At 65.9% G+C, this 16,015-nt stretch carries 13 protein-coding genes; 8 read left to right on the top strand and 5 right to left on the bottom strand.

The window, feature by feature from the left end; all coding sequences use genetic code 11:
• Window positions 1–82: 82 nt before the first annotated feature.
• Together AC5P8D_RS09115 and AC5P8D_RS09110 are read right to left on the bottom strand one after the other, a co-directional pair.
• Complete coding sequence (locus AC5P8D_RS09115; protein WP_019337139.1) at window positions 83–1,480, bottom strand: glutamine synthetase family protein; 1,398 nt, start codon at window positions 1,478–1,480, stop codon at window positions 83–85.
• Window positions 1,477–2,238: a gamma-glutamyl-gamma-aminobutyrate hydrolase family protein gene (locus tag AC5P8D_RS09110; protein WP_019337138.1), complete on the bottom strand. Its 762-nt coding sequence runs from the start codon at window positions 2,236–2,238 to the stop codon at window positions 1,477–1,479. The genes AC5P8D_RS09115 and AC5P8D_RS09110 overlap by 4 nt, the downstream gene beginning before the upstream one ends.
• 161 nt (window positions 2,239–2,399) lie before the next feature.
• Here AC5P8D_RS09110 and AC5P8D_RS09105 point away from each other — a divergent pair, with 161 nt between their 5' ends.
• Together AC5P8D_RS09105 and AC5P8D_RS09100 are read left to right on the top strand one after the other, a co-directional pair.
• Window positions 2,400–3,677 carry an NAD(P)/FAD-dependent oxidoreductase gene (locus AC5P8D_RS09105; protein WP_478421360.1) on the top strand — a complete coding sequence of 426 codons (1,278 nt, stop codon included), beginning with the start codon at window positions 2,400–2,402 and terminating at the stop codon, window positions 3,675–3,677.
• A gap of 196 nt (window positions 3,678–3,873) precedes the next feature.
• Entirely contained in the window at window positions 3,874–5,472 is a 1,599-nt protein-coding gene (locus AC5P8D_RS09100) for an MASE1 domain-containing protein (protein WP_043400413.1), read from the top strand.
• A gap of 126 nt (window positions 5,473–5,598) precedes the next feature.
• Here AC5P8D_RS09100 and AC5P8D_RS09095 read toward each other — a convergent pair whose 3' ends face one another.
• Window positions 5,599–6,024: a hypothetical protein gene (locus AC5P8D_RS09095; protein WP_043400410.1), complete on the bottom strand. Its 426-nt coding sequence runs from the start codon at window positions 6,022–6,024 to the stop codon at window positions 5,599–5,601.
• Window positions 6,025–6,348: 324 nt separating this feature from the next.
• Between AC5P8D_RS09095 and AC5P8D_RS09090 the strand changes: the two genes are divergently transcribed.
• From AC5P8D_RS09090 to AC5P8D_RS09080, 3 genes are all read left to right on the top strand, one after another.
• Window positions 6,349–7,902, top strand: a complete 1,554-nt coding sequence (locus AC5P8D_RS09090; RefSeq protein WP_043400407.1) for an MASE1 domain-containing protein — start codon at window positions 6,349–6,351, stop codon at window positions 7,900–7,902.
• Window positions 7,903–7,997: 95 nt separating this feature from the next.
• The gene (locus tag AC5P8D_RS09085) at window positions 7,998–9,341 is read left to right on the top strand and encodes a diguanylate cyclase (protein ID WP_010486178.1); all 1,344 of its coding nucleotides are present in this window, start codon (window positions 7,998–8,000) and stop codon (window positions 9,339–9,341) included.
• A gap of 85 nt (window positions 9,342–9,426) precedes the next feature.
• Window positions 9,427–9,888 (top strand): bacteriohemerythrin, encoded by a 462-nt coding sequence (locus AC5P8D_RS09080; protein WP_004151683.1) that lies wholly within the window; start codon window positions 9,427–9,429, stop codon window positions 9,886–9,888.
• Here AC5P8D_RS09080 and AC5P8D_RS09075 read toward each other — a convergent pair.
• Entirely contained in the window at window positions 9,869–11,170 is a 1,302-nt protein-coding gene (locus AC5P8D_RS09075) for an MFS transporter (RefSeq protein ID WP_010486179.1), read from the bottom strand. The genes AC5P8D_RS09080 and AC5P8D_RS09075 overlap by 20 nt on opposite strands.
• Before the next feature lie 147 nt (window positions 11,171–11,317).
• Between AC5P8D_RS09075 and AC5P8D_RS09070 the strand changes: the two genes are divergently transcribed.
• The gene (locus AC5P8D_RS09070; protein ID WP_043400395.1) at window positions 11,318–11,959 is read left to right on the top strand and encodes a membrane protein; all 642 of its coding nucleotides are present in this window, start codon (window positions 11,318–11,320) and stop codon (window positions 11,957–11,959) included.
• Between the two features lie 145 nt (window positions 11,960–12,104).
• On the opposite strand, the gene AC5P8D_RS09065 is transcribed toward AC5P8D_RS09070, so the two are convergent.
• Window positions 12,105–13,601: an aldehyde dehydrogenase gene (locus tag AC5P8D_RS09065; protein ID WP_010486181.1), complete on the bottom strand. Its 1,497-nt coding sequence runs from the start codon at window positions 13,599–13,601 to the stop codon at window positions 12,105–12,107.
• A gap of 104 nt (window positions 13,602–13,705) precedes the next feature.
• On the opposite strand from AC5P8D_RS09065, the gene aptA reads away from it, so the two are divergent.
• Window positions 13,706–15,058, top strand: a complete 1,353-nt coding sequence (gene aptA / locus AC5P8D_RS09060; RefSeq protein WP_143994603.1) for an omega-aminotransferase AptA — start codon at window positions 13,706–13,708, stop codon at window positions 15,056–15,058.
• A gap of 63 nt (window positions 15,059–15,121) precedes the next feature.
• Entirely contained in the window at window positions 15,122–16,000 is an 879-nt protein-coding gene (locus tag AC5P8D_RS09055; protein WP_010486183.1) for a ParB N-terminal domain-containing protein, read from the top strand.
• The last annotated feature ends 15 nt before the right edge of the window (window positions 16,001–16,015 follow it).

Below are 16,015 nucleotides of genomic sequence, written 5' to 3'. Positions count from 1 at the left end.
CAGAATGCGGAAAGGGGGGCCGGCGGGGCCGGCAACGGGTGCCAGCCTACCCCCCGGCGGCGGATTATTCTATTCCAGATGCTCAGACGTTCAGCAGCAGGAACTCGCGCTCCCACGAGCTGATGACGCGGAAGAAGGTCTCGTATTCCTTGCGCTTGACCGAGATGTAGGCGCGGCAGAAGCGCTCGCCCAGCAGCGCCTGCAGCTCGCTGCACTGCTCCAGCCCGTCCAGCGCTTCGCCCAGCGAGCGCGGCAGGTTGTAGCCCAGTTCCTTGGCACTGCCGGTCACCGGTGCATCCGGTGCCAGCCGCTCACGGATGCCCAGCAGGCCGCAGGCCAGGGTCGCGGCCATCGCCAGGTAGGGGTTGGCGTCGGAGCCGGCGAAGCGGCTTTCCACGCGCATGTTCTCAGGCGTATCCAGCGGCACGCGCAGCCCGCAGGTGCGGTTGTCATAGCCCCAGTGCACGTTGCTCGGCGAGACCTCGCCGAACACCAGTCGCCGATAGGAATTCACATTCGGCGCGAAGAACGCCATTGCCTGCGGCACGTACTTCTGCAGGCCGCCCAGGTAGTGGCCGAACACCGGGCTGAACTCGCCTTCGGCATGGGTCTCGCCGGCGAACACATTGCTGCCATCGCTCACCCGCACCAGGCTCTGGTGGATGTGCATGGCGCTGCCCGGCTCGTTCTCCATCGGCTTGGCCAGGAAGGTGGCATACACCCCGTGGCGCATCGCTGCCTCGCGCATGGTGCGCTTGAACAGGAACACCTGGTCGGCCAGGTCCATCGCATCGGCGTGGGTGAAGTTCACCTCCAGCTGCGCTGCGCCGGATTCGTGGATCAGCGTGTCCACGTCCAGCTTCATCGCATCGGCGTAGTCGTACATCAGGTCGAGGATCGGGTCGAATTCGTTGACCGCGTCGATCGAGTACGACTGCCGCGCGGTTTCCGGGCGCCCGGAGCGGCCGGCCGGTGGCAGCAGTGGGAAGTCCGGGTCGGTGTTCTTCTGCACCAGGAAGAACTCCAGCTCCGGCGCCACCACCGGGCGCAGGCCCAGCTCGGCGTAGGCTGCCAGCACCCGGCGCAGCACATTGCGCGGTGCCAGTTCGTGGGGCTCACCGTTCTTGGTGTAGCAATCGTGGATGACCTGCGCGGTGGCATCGGCCGCCCACGGCACCATGCGCACCGTGTCCGGATCGGGGCGCAGCATCATGTCCGAGTCCGACGGCGAGGTCAGCTCGTAGTAGTCATCAGGGAACTCGCCGGTGACGGTGGTGGCGAAGATGCCTTCGGGCAGCCGCGTGCCGTAGTCGTGCGAGAACTTGTCGGCGGGAATGATCTTGCCGCGCGCGTTGCCGGTGATGTCCGGCACCAGGCATTCGACCTCGGTGATGCGCCGCTCCTTCAGCCAGCGCAGCAGGCTGCTTTCCTGCGGTGCGGGGGGCGTGGCCGTCTTGCGCGGGCGCGTTCGGGAACTCATCGGGAATCCAGTCGGTTCTGTTGGTGCTGCCGGCAAGCTTGGCCGAACGCACGGAAAATAGCGTGATAGAACGGCGCCTGCATGACACGCCACTCCGGGTGCCACTGTACGCCGAGCACGAAACGATGGTGCAGGCTGCGCGCCGCCTCGACCAGTCCATCATCAGCCACGGCCTCGACCTGCAGACCCTGCGCGAGGCGGGCAATGCCCTGCCCGTGCACCGAATTGACCTGCGCCCGGTCACTGCCGTGCCACTGCGCCAGCCAGCCATCGGCAACCAGGGTAACCGCGTGGGCCGGTCCGTACTGCACCTCCACCGGCGCCTGCGGGTCTTCGCGATGATCGGACAGGCCCGGCACCGCATGCACCTGCGGATGCAGGCTGCCACCCAGCGCGACGTTCAGTTCCTGGAAGCCGCGGCAGATCGCCAGTACCGGAACATCCTGCGCCAAAGCCTCACGCAGCAACGCGAACGCATTGGCATCACGGGCCGGGTCATGCGGATTGCCCGGCCAGCTGCGACCGCCCTCGTAGTGCTGCGGTTCGATGTTGCTGACCGCGCCGGTCAACAGCAGGCCATCAAGCCCCTGCAGCCAGTCGCCAGCCGGCAAAGGAGGCTGCAGGCTCGGCAGTACCACCGGGGTCACTTCGGCGGACTCGGCCAGCGCGCGCACGTACTTCTCGCCGGCCACCGCGAAGCGGTGATGGCCGAGCACGGTACTGTCGGTGGGCAGGCCCACCCAGGGCAGGCGGCGCATGGAAAAACTCCTTGACGTGCCGACACGTTACCCGTCGCCCGGCGAAGGCGGCAAGTCGTCGCCGTCACACCATGGCTGTCACGCATCGGCGAAACTACGCGGGTGAATGCTGATCGTCCTCCCCCGCTCCCCCCTCCCGCACTGCGCCCGCGAGGCCCGCGGTGAGCGCCGCCTTCCCGCCCAGCTGGTACGCCGCCAGCCTGCCAGAACCGCCCGCACTGCCCTCGCTGCAGGGTGAGGTTCAGGCCGATGTCGCAGTGCTCGGCGCGGGTTATACCGGCCTGACCGCCGCACTTGAACTGGCTACCCGTGGCCAGCGCGTGGTGGTACTGGACGCGCAGCGGATCGGCTGGGGCGCGTCCGGTCGCAACGGTGGCCAGGCGCTGGTCGGCTATGGCTGCGAGGTGGACGAGCTGGAGCGTCAGCTCGGTCGTGATGATGCGCGCCACCTGTTCGACTGGTCACGCGACGCGGTGCAGGCAATGCGCACACGCATCGATCGCCACGGCATCGACTGCCATTGGGTGGAAGGCCACGCCAGCGTCGCCATCCGCGAACGCCATGAGCGCGACCTGCGGGCCAACTGCGAGCATCTGCAACGCCACTACGACTACCCCATGCAGTGGTGGGACCGTGATGCCCTGCGCGCACAGCTGGACAGCCCGCGCTACCGCGCCGCGATGTTCGATCCGCTCAGCGCGCATCTGCAGCCCCTGGCCTATGCCCGCGGACTGGCCGATGCGGCGCGTGCGGCCGGCGCGGTGATCCACGAGAACTCCGCAGTGACCCGCGTGCAGCTCGGACCGCAGCCCACCCTGCATACCGCGCAGGGAAGCGTGCGCGCCGCGCATCTGGTGGTGGCCGGCAACGCCTGGCTGCAGGGCCTGCTGCCCGAGCTGGAACGGCGGATCATGCCGGTCGGCACCTATATCGGCGCCAGCGCGCCGCTGGGTGCCGAGCGCGCCCATGCCCTGATCGGCAACAACATGGCCGTGGCCGACACCGCCTGGGCACTGGACTACTTCCGTCTCAGCCACGACCACCGCCTGCTGTTTGGTGGCCGTGCCAGCTATTCAGCACTGCCCCCGCCCGGCCTGCGCGGGGTGATGCAGCGGCGCATGCACCAGGTGTTCCCGCAGCTGGCCGACGTGGCGCTGGAGCAGGTCTGGGGCGGTTATGTGGACATTACCCGCAACCGCGCCCCGCATTGGGGCCGGCTGGACGGCAACCTGTACTTCGCGCAGGGGTTCTCCGGCCATGGGGTGGCCGCCGCCGGGCTGGCCGGTGAGGTGATCGCCGCTGCCATTGCAGGCCAGAGCGAGCGCCTGGATGTGTTCCAGCGCCTGCGGCATGCCCCCTTCCCTGGCGGCCGGCTGCTGCGCACGCCGCTGCTGGTGGCGGCGATGTCGTGGTACAAGCTGCGGGATGCGTTGTGGTGAGTTGATCAGGGATCACCCTGAATTGGCTCCCTCGGAAACTGTGAAACCCGTCGCCACGGGAATTCATGTGATGATTTTCTCACTTGCCCGGCGCTGCGCTGCGGAGATTGCATAATCGAACGCGTGTCGATACCGTCGGCACGAACCGGGTCCCGCGGCGAATGGATGCTGACAGGGAACGTACTGTGAAGGGGTAGTGCGATTGAATTGGTGGAATGAAGGCCTGCAGCTGAAGTTGCGCATCCATCCGGCAGGACTTGCCTTGGCTGTGCTGTATGCCATTGCCTGTTGGGCCACCCGCCAGTTGTCCCTTGATCAGTTCTACCTACCTGCCGGCGTTCGCGTGGCTGCAGTGCTGCTATGCCCAACGCGGTTCTGGCCTTATCTGCTGCTGGGTGAGTACGCCTACTTTGCGCAGATGCGATTGCCGATGGTTGAAAAGTACGGCGCAGCCTGGGCCATCCTCGCGTCAGGCGTGCTGATGCCTGCAGTAATGCTCATCACCCGCTGGGCCCGCAGCTTTTTTGCGAACTCGGTCACATCCCGTCTTCTGGCCATCGCGTTCCTTTCCTCCGTCGTGGTCACTCTCTTGAATGTGAGCCTTTCCCAACTGCTTTGGCCAACGCCACCCGCAGATTCGGCGCTTGCGTTCCTTTCCCGTGCAGCACGTTTCAGCGTAGGTGATTTCATTGCCATCCTTACGGTGACTCCCCTCGCATTGCTTTGGGCAATGAGAAACACCGAACCACACTGGAAGACCATTTTCACAGGCCCCACCGCCGTGGCCCTGTTGTTGATGACATTGCTCGGCGTTACCGCATCGTTGATTCCCAACGAAGCCAGTACACTCCGGACGTCCCTGCAGTTACTGATGGGGCTGCCCGTGATCGCACTCACGTGCCTGCATGGCTGGCGCGGTGCGGCCGTCGGCGTACCGATGCTGAATCTGATTATTGGCCTGACAACGCCAAAGCCCTATGCAGCAGCCTTTGATGCCGCAACGTTCACCACACAGCAAATCATGGCCATCACGGGAGTAGCACTACTGCTGCTTGGCTCCCGTATAAGCCACTTTCGTCGGCGCTATCAGTTGCGTGAGGTGGGCGAAAAGAACGCCATCAACCTTGCGCGCAGCTCGCACCTGGCGAGCGAGTCAGATCTTCGCGAACGCGCGATTCACCTGCGCAAGCTGGGTGACGGCATCGACCTGTCGCTTTCGGAAGTCATCAACTGGCTCAACAGCCACGGTCATTCCGCAATTGCCAACAGCCTGACTCACACAGCCAATGTGCACTCCCGGCTGTTCCGCGAACAGGCAAGCCTGGTGTATCCCACTGCGCTTGAGCAGTTGGGTCTGTATGTTGCACTGCAGGCCGGAGGCGTGCGCTCGGCGTGGGTCAATACGCACCGCGTAGCCGAACCGCGCCTTGCCGGTGATCCCTGCCGTCTCAGCCTGGACTTGCAGCTGACGGCATACCGGACTCTCATCGATGCCGTTTCTTTGTTGTTGAAGTGCGAATCCGGGCAGGTCATCGTCCGGGCACGCTGCGTCAACGCGGGACAACAGCGAGGAATCGTCATGACAGCCTCGCTGCTGGATCGGCATCGCGCATTGTCCCCAACAACCGTCAGTCTCGTCAGGGAGCGGTTGGCCGGGCGTGCGCTGGCCTTTGGTGGGTCCGTTCACTGTCGCCAAAGCCGCATCGTCATGGTGCTGGTGGAGCCTGGCACCACGACACTGCGTGAGTCGCAAGAAGGGAGTTCATTTGGCGCCCGAGTTGCATCTTCCGCCTAGGCTCAAAATCGGGTGAACGCCTGACCACAGTCGCACCGGCGTGCCGGTGAACGGACACATGGCTGACCGAGATTTGGCTGAGAACGGTTGACCAACAGGTGATGTTTGCCACCTGCTGACCAGTGATTACTGCGTTTCGATGGCCCAGACCGCACTTGTACCGGCGCTGTAGCGCACCAACACGAAACCATTTCCGCGATAGACCAGCGAGCGGATTGCATTGCCTGGTACTGGCAACGGCTGGCCTGGCAACGACACAGGTATCTGCGCCTTGCCGGCCGGGAGCGCCCAGAAAACTCCACCAGCGTTGCCTATGATGACCTGGATGCGACCAGCGAGGTCATTTACCTGGAAATAGGAAATACCATCACGCTGGAAACCGTAGACCTGCCAAGCAGGATCCTGGCTCAGATTGACCGTCGCAGGGAATGCCTCCCCCAGCCCCTGCCGGCTCAAACGGATACCGTGATCGTCAGACTGTGCCCAAACCGCCATCGGCAGCCCAGCGGCGATGATCACTCCCAACACCGCCCCAGCATTAGTTACTCGCATTTTTTTTCCTCGATAAAGAAAACGAAGAGCACGATGAAACTCCCACCCTGTTGAGCCGGGCACCGCCGTCAATGCTCCGCCGCACGGCACCCTCGCCTCACCTGGGCATTCAAGGACCACTATATGTCTATGGGCCCTCTTGATACATAGCAGCGCGCATCTGGATGCAATGTGGAAAACTGCGTCCGCCGCGGAAGATCAGGAACCAACTACCAGCACCCTGTGGGCGCCCTATGCCCCCCGTAGAGATTGCACGTCCTTTCGTCTACAGATAGTGTCCACATCGGGCTTGGCGTGATGCCCCGGAGCATGGGAGGCTCAGGCTTGGACCGATTCAAGAAGGCAATTGAGCTGAGCTTCCGGATCCGTCCGGTCGGTCTTGTGCTGGCCGCCACCTATGCTGCCAGCTGCCTCATATCGCGTCAGTTCTCGCTGGATCAGTTCTTCCTGCCCGCAGGTATCCGGGCAGCGGCGCTGCTGATCGTCCCGACCCGTCTGTGGCCCTACCTGCTGCTGGGCGAGTATGCGTACTTCGCAACGCTGCGCATTCCTATGATCGACTCCTATGGCCTGGATTGGGTCATTCTGGCTTCGACACTGCTGATGCCGATGGCGATGCTGGTGGTCTACCTGCATCGAAGGAGAATGCCGTCCGAGGCAGCCACCGGCCTCTGGCTGCTGTCGTTGTCGATCTGCACGGCACTGTTCGTCCCGGCTCTCAACCTGAGCATTTCATATGTCCTCTGGTCGAATCCTCCGCCGAGCAACCTGCTGGACGCGGTCGACCGAACGATCTTTGGCCACTTCGCGGCCATCATTACCCTGCTCCCACTGGCCTTTCTTTGGGCGCAGCGGCACGTGGATCCCAGTTGGAGCACCCGCTTTGTCGCGCCTACAGCTGCGGCGATCCTGGCGATGCTGATACTGGGGTTGGGCATGCAACTGACAGACAGCAGCGCCCATACCACCCGCACACACCTTGTCCTGCTGGCGGCTCTGCCTGCCATCGCCCTGACCTTCATGCATGGCTGGCGTGGCGCTGCCATCGCGATTCCGCTGTTGAATCTCCCACTTCACGGCGCTACGCCCAGTACCGGCCTGCCCTCCTCTTTCGACCTCGGTACGTTCGCCACCCAACAGAACATGGCTGTGATCAGCGTCGCATTGCTCGCACTCGGATCCAGCATCAGCTATCACCATCAACGCGCACAGGCCCGTTGGCAGGCTGAACGGAACGCCCTGCGTCTGGCACGCAGTTCCCACCAGACCAGCGAGCGTGAGCTGCGTGAACGCGCGGCCCATCTGAAGCATCTAGGCGAGGGCATGGACAGTTCGCTCAGCGAGATGGTCAGCTGGCTGAAGGATCAGGGTCATCATGCCGTGGCGAACAGCCTGCAACACGCGTCATCCGTGCACTCACGTCTGTTCCGCGAGCAGGCCAGCATGGTCTACCCCACCGGGCTGGAGCAGGTCGGGTTGTACATCGCGCTGCAAGCAGGCGGCGCATGCGAGATCTGGAACAACACGCATCGCGTCATTCCGCCCAGGCTGGCGGGTAACCCTTGTCTGCTGACTGTAGATCTGCAACTGGCCATCTATCGCTCCTTGATCGAGGCGGTGTCACTGCTGCTGGAGCTGGAGACCGGGCAGGTCTGCGTGCGTGCCCGAAGTGGCCGGGCGGGCGGACGTCGCGGCATCGTTGCTGTCGTGAGCCTGCTCGACCGTGGTTGCACGCTGTCGGCACGCACCACCGACCAGGCCGTCGAGCGCCTGGCCGGTCGAATGCTTGCTTACGGCGGCAAGGTCAACTGCCGGGGCAATCGGCTGCGACTGGTCCTGCATGAATCGATCAGCCACGCGGCGCCAGCGGCGGCCTGACACGGAATCTGGCCCAGCGCGCAACGTTCGCCGCTAAAGTTACACCCGAAACCGCCGCTATCCGTGCCGAGCCCTCCTTCGTGAGCCACCGCATCATGCCCGTCCTGCCGCAGGCCGCCGTCGATGGCGACCTGGCCGATCCCCTGCCACAGCGGATCCTGCTGGTCGAAAATTCCCGTGCGTTCACCGGCATGCTGCGCGAAGCCATCGAACAGCGTCTGGAACTGCCGGTGGTGATCGCTTCCACCCTCGCCGAGGCCGATCGCCTGCTCGGCGAAGGTGGCGGCTGGTTCCTGGTGCTGACCGGGCTGGTGCTGGCCGACGGCGACCGTGATGCGGTGGTCGAGTTCTTCCTGAAGCGCGACCTGCCAACGGTGGTGGTCAGCGGCGTGTACGACGAGGACCTGCGCAAGCGCGTGCTGCAGCAGCAGATCATCGACTACGTGCTGAAGAACACCCCCGGCAGCATCGACTACCTGGTGTGGCTGGTGCAGCGGCTGGAACGCAACCGCCGCATCGCCGCGCTGGTGGTGGACGATTCGCCGTCCGCGCGTGGCTATGCTGCGGCCCTGCTGCGCATGTACGGCCATGAGGTGCATGAAGCCGCCGACGGCAACGAGGGCCTGGCTGCGATCGAGGCGCACCCGGCGATCCGCCTGGCGGTGGTCGACCAGGAAATGCCCGGCATGCAGGGCGTGGAGTTCACCCGTCGCCTGCGCACCCTGCGCTCGCGCGACAAGGTGGCGGTGATTGGCATCTCCGGCAATACCGATGCCTCGCTGATCCCGCGCTTCCTGAAGAACGGCGCCAACGATTTCCTGCGAAAACCCTTTTCGCGCGAGGAATTCTTCTGCCGCGTCTCGCAGAACGTGGACCAGCTGGAACTGATCGGCACCCTGCAGGATCTGGCCACCCGCGACTTCCTGACCGGCCTGCCCAACCGCCGCTGCTTCCTGGAGCAGAGCCAGCGCCAGCTGCCGCAGCTGCAGCTGCATGGCCAGTGCGTGGCGGTGGCGATGATCGACATCGACCACTTCAAGCACATCAATGACACCCATGGCCATGAAGCCGGCGACGATGCACTGCGTGCGGTGGCCGGCGCGGTGGCCGCACATGCGCGCAGCCAGGACCTGATCGCACGTTTCGGTGGCGAGGAGTTCTGCCTGCTGGTGCCGGACATGGAACAGGACGAGGCGCTGCTGTACTTCGAGGAACTGCGCCAGCGCATCGCCGCGCTGGAAGTGGACATCGGCACCGCCACCCTGCGCATGACGGTCAGCATCGGCCTGTGCTGCCTGCGCCCGCAGCGTGATGCACTGCACCGGTTGATCTCCGAGGCCGACCGCCAGCTGTACCTGGCCAAGGCCGGTGGCCGCAACCGGGTCAGCTGCACCACGGTGGCCAGCCCGCTGCGCCCGCGCGAGCCTGCCCTGCCCTGACCGGCCCGCTTTGATCCAGATCAACGCCGCACCCGCGCGGCAGTTCTACAGTCGGCCCCGACATACGCATGAAGGGGAGCCGGGGATGGCACTACTGGTCTGGCAGGACGATCTGAACATCGGCATCGATGTGATCGACCAACAACACCGCCGCATCATCGAGATGCTCAACCACCTGCACGTGGCCCAGGCCAGCATGCAGCGTGCGGCGGTGGGTGAAGTGATCGATGAGGTGGTGGACTACACCATGTCGCACTTCGCGTTCGAGGAAGAGCTGATGGAGGAAGCGGGCTATCCGTTCTGTGCCGCGCACAAGCGCGTGCATGAGGTCTTCATCAAGCGGGTATCGGAGTACCGCATGCGCTTCCAGGCCGGTGAGGACATCAGCGATGAACTGCGCACCATGCTCTCGCGCTGGCTGTTCAACCACATCCGCGGTGATGACCAGGCCTATGCCGAACAGGTCAAGGCGCACCTGAACCAGTTCGCCCGCGAACACCAGGGCGGCGGTTGGCTGGGGCGCACGCTCAAGCGCTTCTTTGGTTGAGCCGCAGCGCGCGCCGGTGCAGTGCCACCAGCGCGCACAGGGTCGCCACCGCGGTCAGGCACAGGTAGTAGCCCACCGCGACCAGGCCGAAGCGTTCGGCCAGCCAGGTGGCCAGGTACGGCGCTGGCGCCGCGCCGAGGATGCCGGCCAGGTTGAATGACAGCGACGCGCCGGTATAGCGCACCTCCACCGGGTAGATCTCGGCCAGGAAAGTGCCGCAGGGGCCGTAGGTCAGGCCCATCAGGAACAGGCCCAGGCACAGGAAGCCAGTGACCAGCCACGGGCTGTGCGGCTGGAACAGCGGTGCGAACAGCACACCGAAGCCGACGATCAGTACGCTGGCAACGATCATCGTGCGCCGCGTGCCCCAACGGTCGCCATAGCGCGCCGACAGCGGGATGCCCAGCGCGAAGAACAGCATGCCGGCCATCTGCATCAGCAGGAACTGCTCGCGGCTGTAGCCCAACACTGCAGTGCCATGGCCGAGACTGAACACCGTCATCAGGTAGAACAGCACGAAGGTGGCGAACGCGCCCAGGGTGCCCAGCAGCATCGGCACCGGATGATCACGCAGCACGGTCCACATCGGCAGCCGCACCGGCGCCTTGCGCTCCAGTGCCTTCTTGAAATCGGGTGTCTCGTGGATGTTCAGGCGCACCCACAGGCCGAGGCCGACCAGCAGCGCGCTGGCCACGAACGGAATACGCCAGCCCCATTGCAGGAAGTCGTCCTGGCTCAGGCAGCGGCCAAGCACGAGGAAGATGCCGGCCGACAGCAGAAAGCCGAGCGGTGCGCCCAGCTGCGGGAACATGCCGTACCAGGCGCGCTTGCCCGGCGGTGCGTTCTCGGTGGCCAGCAGCACCGCCCCGCCCCATTCCCCGCCCAGGCCCAGACCCTGGCCGAAGCGGCACAGCGCCAGCAGCGCCGGGGCCCACAGGCCGATCTGGGCATGGGTGGGCAGCAGGCCGATCAGCACCGTGGACAGGCCCATGGTCAGCAGCGCGGCCACCAGTGTGGCCTTGCGGCCGATGCGGTCACCGAAGTGGCCGAACACCGCCGAGCCCACCGGGCGCGCGATGAACGCGACCGCAAACGTTGCCAGTGACTGCAGCAGCGCGGCCTGTTCGCTGCTGTCCGGGAAGAACAGGTGCGGAAACACCAGCACTGCAGCCGTGGCGTAGATGTAGAAATCGAAGAACTCGATGGTGGTGCCGATCAGGCTGGCCAGCAGGACTCGACTGGGGGAATTCACGGGTGGCGCGGCAGCGGTGATCGTCGACATCGGCAACACGGGTAACGGCGGATCGCCCGATTCTGCCACGCGCCGATGGCCACACGGGGCGATGGTTTCAGCCGACACCGATGCCAACGGAATTTTTCGGGCCGCCCGCTAGTCTGCGCCACCGGTCCCTGCATGGATGCTTTGCCGATGACTGCAGTCGCGCTGTCGTGGTCCGATTCGCCGAAGCTGCCGCGCATGGCGGCATGGCTGGCGGTGCTGCTGGTGCATGGGTTGATGGCAGTGTGGCTGCTGGGCAGTGGCAGGATGACGCTGCGCAGCGACGAAGGTGCCAGGATTTCATTGCGCTGGATACCGCCGGAGCACCCCCCGGCGGTTCAACCACATCCGGCGCCCCCCACCACATCGGCGGCGCGTCCGGCCCCCTCGACAGCGCCACGCCCGACCCCGTCGGCACCCACGGATGTCAGCACGCCCGCGTCCGAGGAACCGCCTGCACCGGCGCCACTGATGCTGGACCTGCCTGCGGGCAGCATCGATGGCGGTGACGGTATCAGCGCGGCGGGCGTGGCGCCACGCCTGATCGGTCGGCGCGAGGTCCATCCCGCGTTCGGGCCGCGCCGCAATTACTTCCGGATCCGTCGGCAGATGACCCCCGAGCAGATCGTGCATGGCGTGGCGCAGCTGCTGGGGTTGTGGCCACCGGGGTACATCGTCGACCCGTGCGAGCTGGGCAAGCAGGACATGGACTATTTCCAGAACGCCGTCGAAGAAGCCGACCGCGACATGCTGCGTGCGGCCGTGCTGCAGGTGAGCACCCGCTGCCGGTAGAGGGCACGCCTTTGTAGAGTCGAGCCATGCTCGACTGCTCTTGCCGAGATGCAGCCGAGCATGGCTCGGCGCTACAGAGGGGCGAACGGCAGTCGAGCATGGCTCGACTCTACAAAGAGCGAACAGCCGTCCAGCAATCGCGTCGTTACAACTGGATCCAGGTAGCCTTGATCTCGCTGTACTTGTCGAACGCATGCAGTGACTTGTCCCGCCCATTGCCGGACTGCTTGTAACCACCAAACGGGGCGGTCATGTCGCCACCATCCCAGCCGTTCACCCAGACACTACCCGCGCGCAACTGCCGCGCGACCCGATGGGCGCGGCTGAGATCACGCGTCCACAGGCCCGCGGCCAGGCCGTAGCGACTGTCATTGGCCAGGCGCACCGCTTCGGCCTCGTCGTCGAAGCCGAGTACGGCCAGCACCGGCCCGAATACTTCCTCACGCGCCAAGGCCTGCTCCGGGCGCACCTGGTCGAACACTGTCGGCTGCACATAGCTGCCGCCGGCCTCGACCTCGGCCCGTCGCCCACCCAGCAGCAGCCGCGCGCCCTCGCCTTCTGCGCGTGCAATATCGTCCATCACCTTGTGCAGATGCGCGGCATCCACCAGCGCGCCCATCGGTGCATCGGCCTCCAGCGGATGCTGCGGCTGCATGTGCTGGCCATGGGCGACCACCTGGTGCACGAAATCCTCGCGGATCGAGCGCTGGACCAGCAGCCGGGAGCCGGCAGTACAGACTTCGCCCTGGTTGAAGAAGATGCCCTGTGCCACCGCCTTGGCGGCGACGTCCAGATCGGGGGCGTCGGCAAACACCACATGCGGGCTCTTGCCACCACACTCCAGCCAGACCCGCTTGAGGTTGGATCGCCCTGAATACTGCAGCAGCTTCGCGCCGGTGGCAGTGGAACCGGTGAAGGCCAGCACGTCCACGTCCATGTGCAGGGCCAACGGTTCACCGACGCGCGCACCGTGGCCCGGCAACACGTTCAGTACGCCCTCCGGCAGGCCCGCCTCGGCGGCCAGTGCGGCCAGCCGCAGCGCACTCAGCGGTGACCGCTCGGAAGGCTTGAGCACCACCGAGTTGCCCATGGCCAAGGCCGGTGCGATCTTCCAGCACGCCATCAACAGCGGGAAGTTCCATGGCACGATGGCCGCCACTACGCCAGCGGCCTCACGCGTGACCAGCCCCAGCTCGTGCGGGCCGGTGGGCGCGACCTCGCCGTACAGCTTGTCCACCGCTTCAGCGGTCCAGCGCAGGCAGCGCACCACGCCGGGCAGGTCGATACGGCGCGCGTCACGCACCGGCTTGCCCATGTCCAGGGTTTCCAGCAGGGCCAGTTCATCGGCGTGCGCTTCCACCAATGCCGCCATCGCCAGCAGCACGCGCTTGCGATGGGCCGGAGTGGCCTGCGACCAGTGGCCCGCCTCGAAGCTGCGTCGCGCGGCCAGGACCGCGCGCTCGACATCCTGCGCGTCGCAGTCGGCAACCGCGCCCAGCACGCGACCGTCGATCGGGCTGATGCAGTCGAAGCGGGCGCCACTGGCGGCATCGACATAGCGGCCGTCGATGAAGGCCTGGCCCGGCATCGACAGCTGGAGGGCCAGCGCCTGCCAATGGCTACGGTCGGGGAAATCAGCCATGGAAAGCTCCAACATTCAACGAGCCTTCGTTGTACCGGGACCGCCGCGACTCCGCCGTGACGCGGCTGCGCTACATTCGTCGCATCGGACCCGACGGAGCTGGCATGAAGCGTCCCGAAAGCGACCTGCACGACCTGGCCACCCAGCGCCCCGAGTCACTGGACGCGTACTGGATGCCGTTCACCGCCAACCGCCGGTACAAGGCGGCACCCCGCATGCTGGTGCGCGCAGAAGGCATGCACTATGAGGATGTCGACGGCCGCCAGATCCTCGATGGCACTGCCGGCCTGTGGTGCTGCAACGCCGGCCATGCCCGCCCACGCATTGTCGATGCCATCGCCGAGCAGGCACGCACGCTCGACTACTCGCCGGCCTTCCAGATGGGCTCGCCGCCGGCCTTCGCGCTGGCGCAGCGACTGGCTGCACTGGCTCCGGGCCCGCTCAACCATGTGTTCTTCACCAGCTCCGGCTCCGAGGCGGTGGATACGGCGATGAAGATCGTGCTGGCCTACCACCGCCAGCGTGGCGAGGGCCAGCGCACCCGCTTCATCAGCCGCGAGAAGGCCTATCACGGCGTCGGTTTCGGCGGCATGGCACTTGGCGGGCTGCCCAACAACCGCAGGGCGTTCGGCCTGCAACTGGGTGGCGTGGACTACCTGCGCCACACCCTGGACCTGCCGCGCAATGCGTTCAGCAAGGGCCTGCCGCGCCAGGGCGCGGAACTGGCCGACGACCTGGAAAGACTGATCACGCTGCACGACGCCTCGACGATTGCCGCCGTCTTCGTCGAGCCCATCGCCGGCTCCGCCGGGGTCATCCTGCCTGCGCCCGGCTACCTGCAGCGCCTGCGCGAGCTGTGCGACCACCACGGCATCCTGCTGGTGTTCGATGAGGTCATCACCGGTTTCGGCCGGGTCGGCATGCCGTTCGCCGCGCAGCGCTTCGGGGTCACCCCGGACCTGCTGACCTTTGCCAAGGCGGTCAGCAACGGCGCGGTGCCACTGGGCGGCGTGCTGGCCAGCGACGCCGTGCATACCACGCTGATGCAGGCCCCGCCGCAGGCCATCGAGCTGTTCCATGGCTATACCCATTCCGGCCACCCGCTGGCCTGCGCCGCAGCGCTGGCGACGCTGGACGTCTATGCCGAGGAGCGCCTGTTCGAGCGTGCCATCGAGCTGGGCGAGTACTGGCAGGAACGGCTTCATGCACTGCAGGGCCTGCCCAACGTGATCGACATCCGCAACTTCGGGCTGGTCGGCGCGGTCGAGCTGGCACCGCGCCGCGATGCTCCCGGCAGCCGTGGCTACGAGGTGTTCCGGCGCTGCTTCCACGACGGCCGGTTGCTGGTGCGCTGCACCGGCGACATCATCGCGCTGTCGCCGCCACTGATCGTGGACAAGGCACAGATCGACCAGATCACCGGCACCCTGGGCGAGATGATCCGGGCCACCGCCTGAGCCCGGGCCAGCGGTGGCGAGCGGGTACAATGGGCGGTTCCGCTCCTGCTCGCTGCCGTGCCCATGGATATCGTCGTCAAAGAAGAACTCAAGGCCTACATCGACCCGCTGACCGCGGACGAACATGACGCGCTGGAGCGCAGCATCCTGGCCGAAGGCTGCCGCGATGCGCTGGTGCTGTGGGGTGATGTGCTGGTCGATGGCCACAACCGTTTCGGCATCTGCCAGAAGCACGGCCTGCCCTTCAACACCGTGCAGAACACCCGTTTCCAGAGCATGGAAGACGTGCACCTGTGGATGATCGAGCAGCACCTGGGCCGCCGCAGCGTGTCCGATTTCCAGCGCGGTGTGCTGGCGCTGCGCAAGCGCGACATCCTGGCCGCCCGCAAGCAGGTCGAGCAGGCCCAGCTGCAGCGCGAGAGCGACGGCACCGCCGACGTCGTCGTAGACGCGGGTGAGGACAGCCCGCCGTGGGAACCGGCGCCGAAGATCAGCCGCGCCGAGCTGGCCCGCGAGGCCAAGCTGAGCACAAGCCAGGTCGGCATGATCGAGCGCATCCACGCCCAGGCCGCGGCCGAGGTGGTGGAAGCGGTGAAGGCCGGCGTGATCTCGATCAGCGCCGCTGCGGCCGTGGCCGACCTGCCGGAAGACGAGCAGCGCGCTGCCGCCGCCGGTGGCAAGGACGAGCTGAAGCAGGCCGCCAAGCGCGTGCGCGAGTCCAAGCGCAAGCCGCGCGCACCGAAGCCTGAACCAGCCGAGATGGATTTCGAAGAACCCAGCGAGGACGAGGTGGCCAGCCGCGATGCCGAAGTTCTGTCGGCACTGGAACAGCTGGGCGAGGATGCACCGGCCCTGCGCCGTCGCGTGGTCGCGCTGACCCGCGAGAACGACACCCTGCGCGCGCAGCTGGCCGCGCTGCGCAAGCAGCTGGAAGCGCTCTAAGCGCTCTCGACGCGC

The organism is Stenotrophomonas sp. YJH_SMC_101-4, from assembly GCF_059370395.1.
The sequence above is the reverse complement of the archived record's forward strand: the minus strand, read 5'-3'. Positions and strand labels throughout refer to the sequence as shown.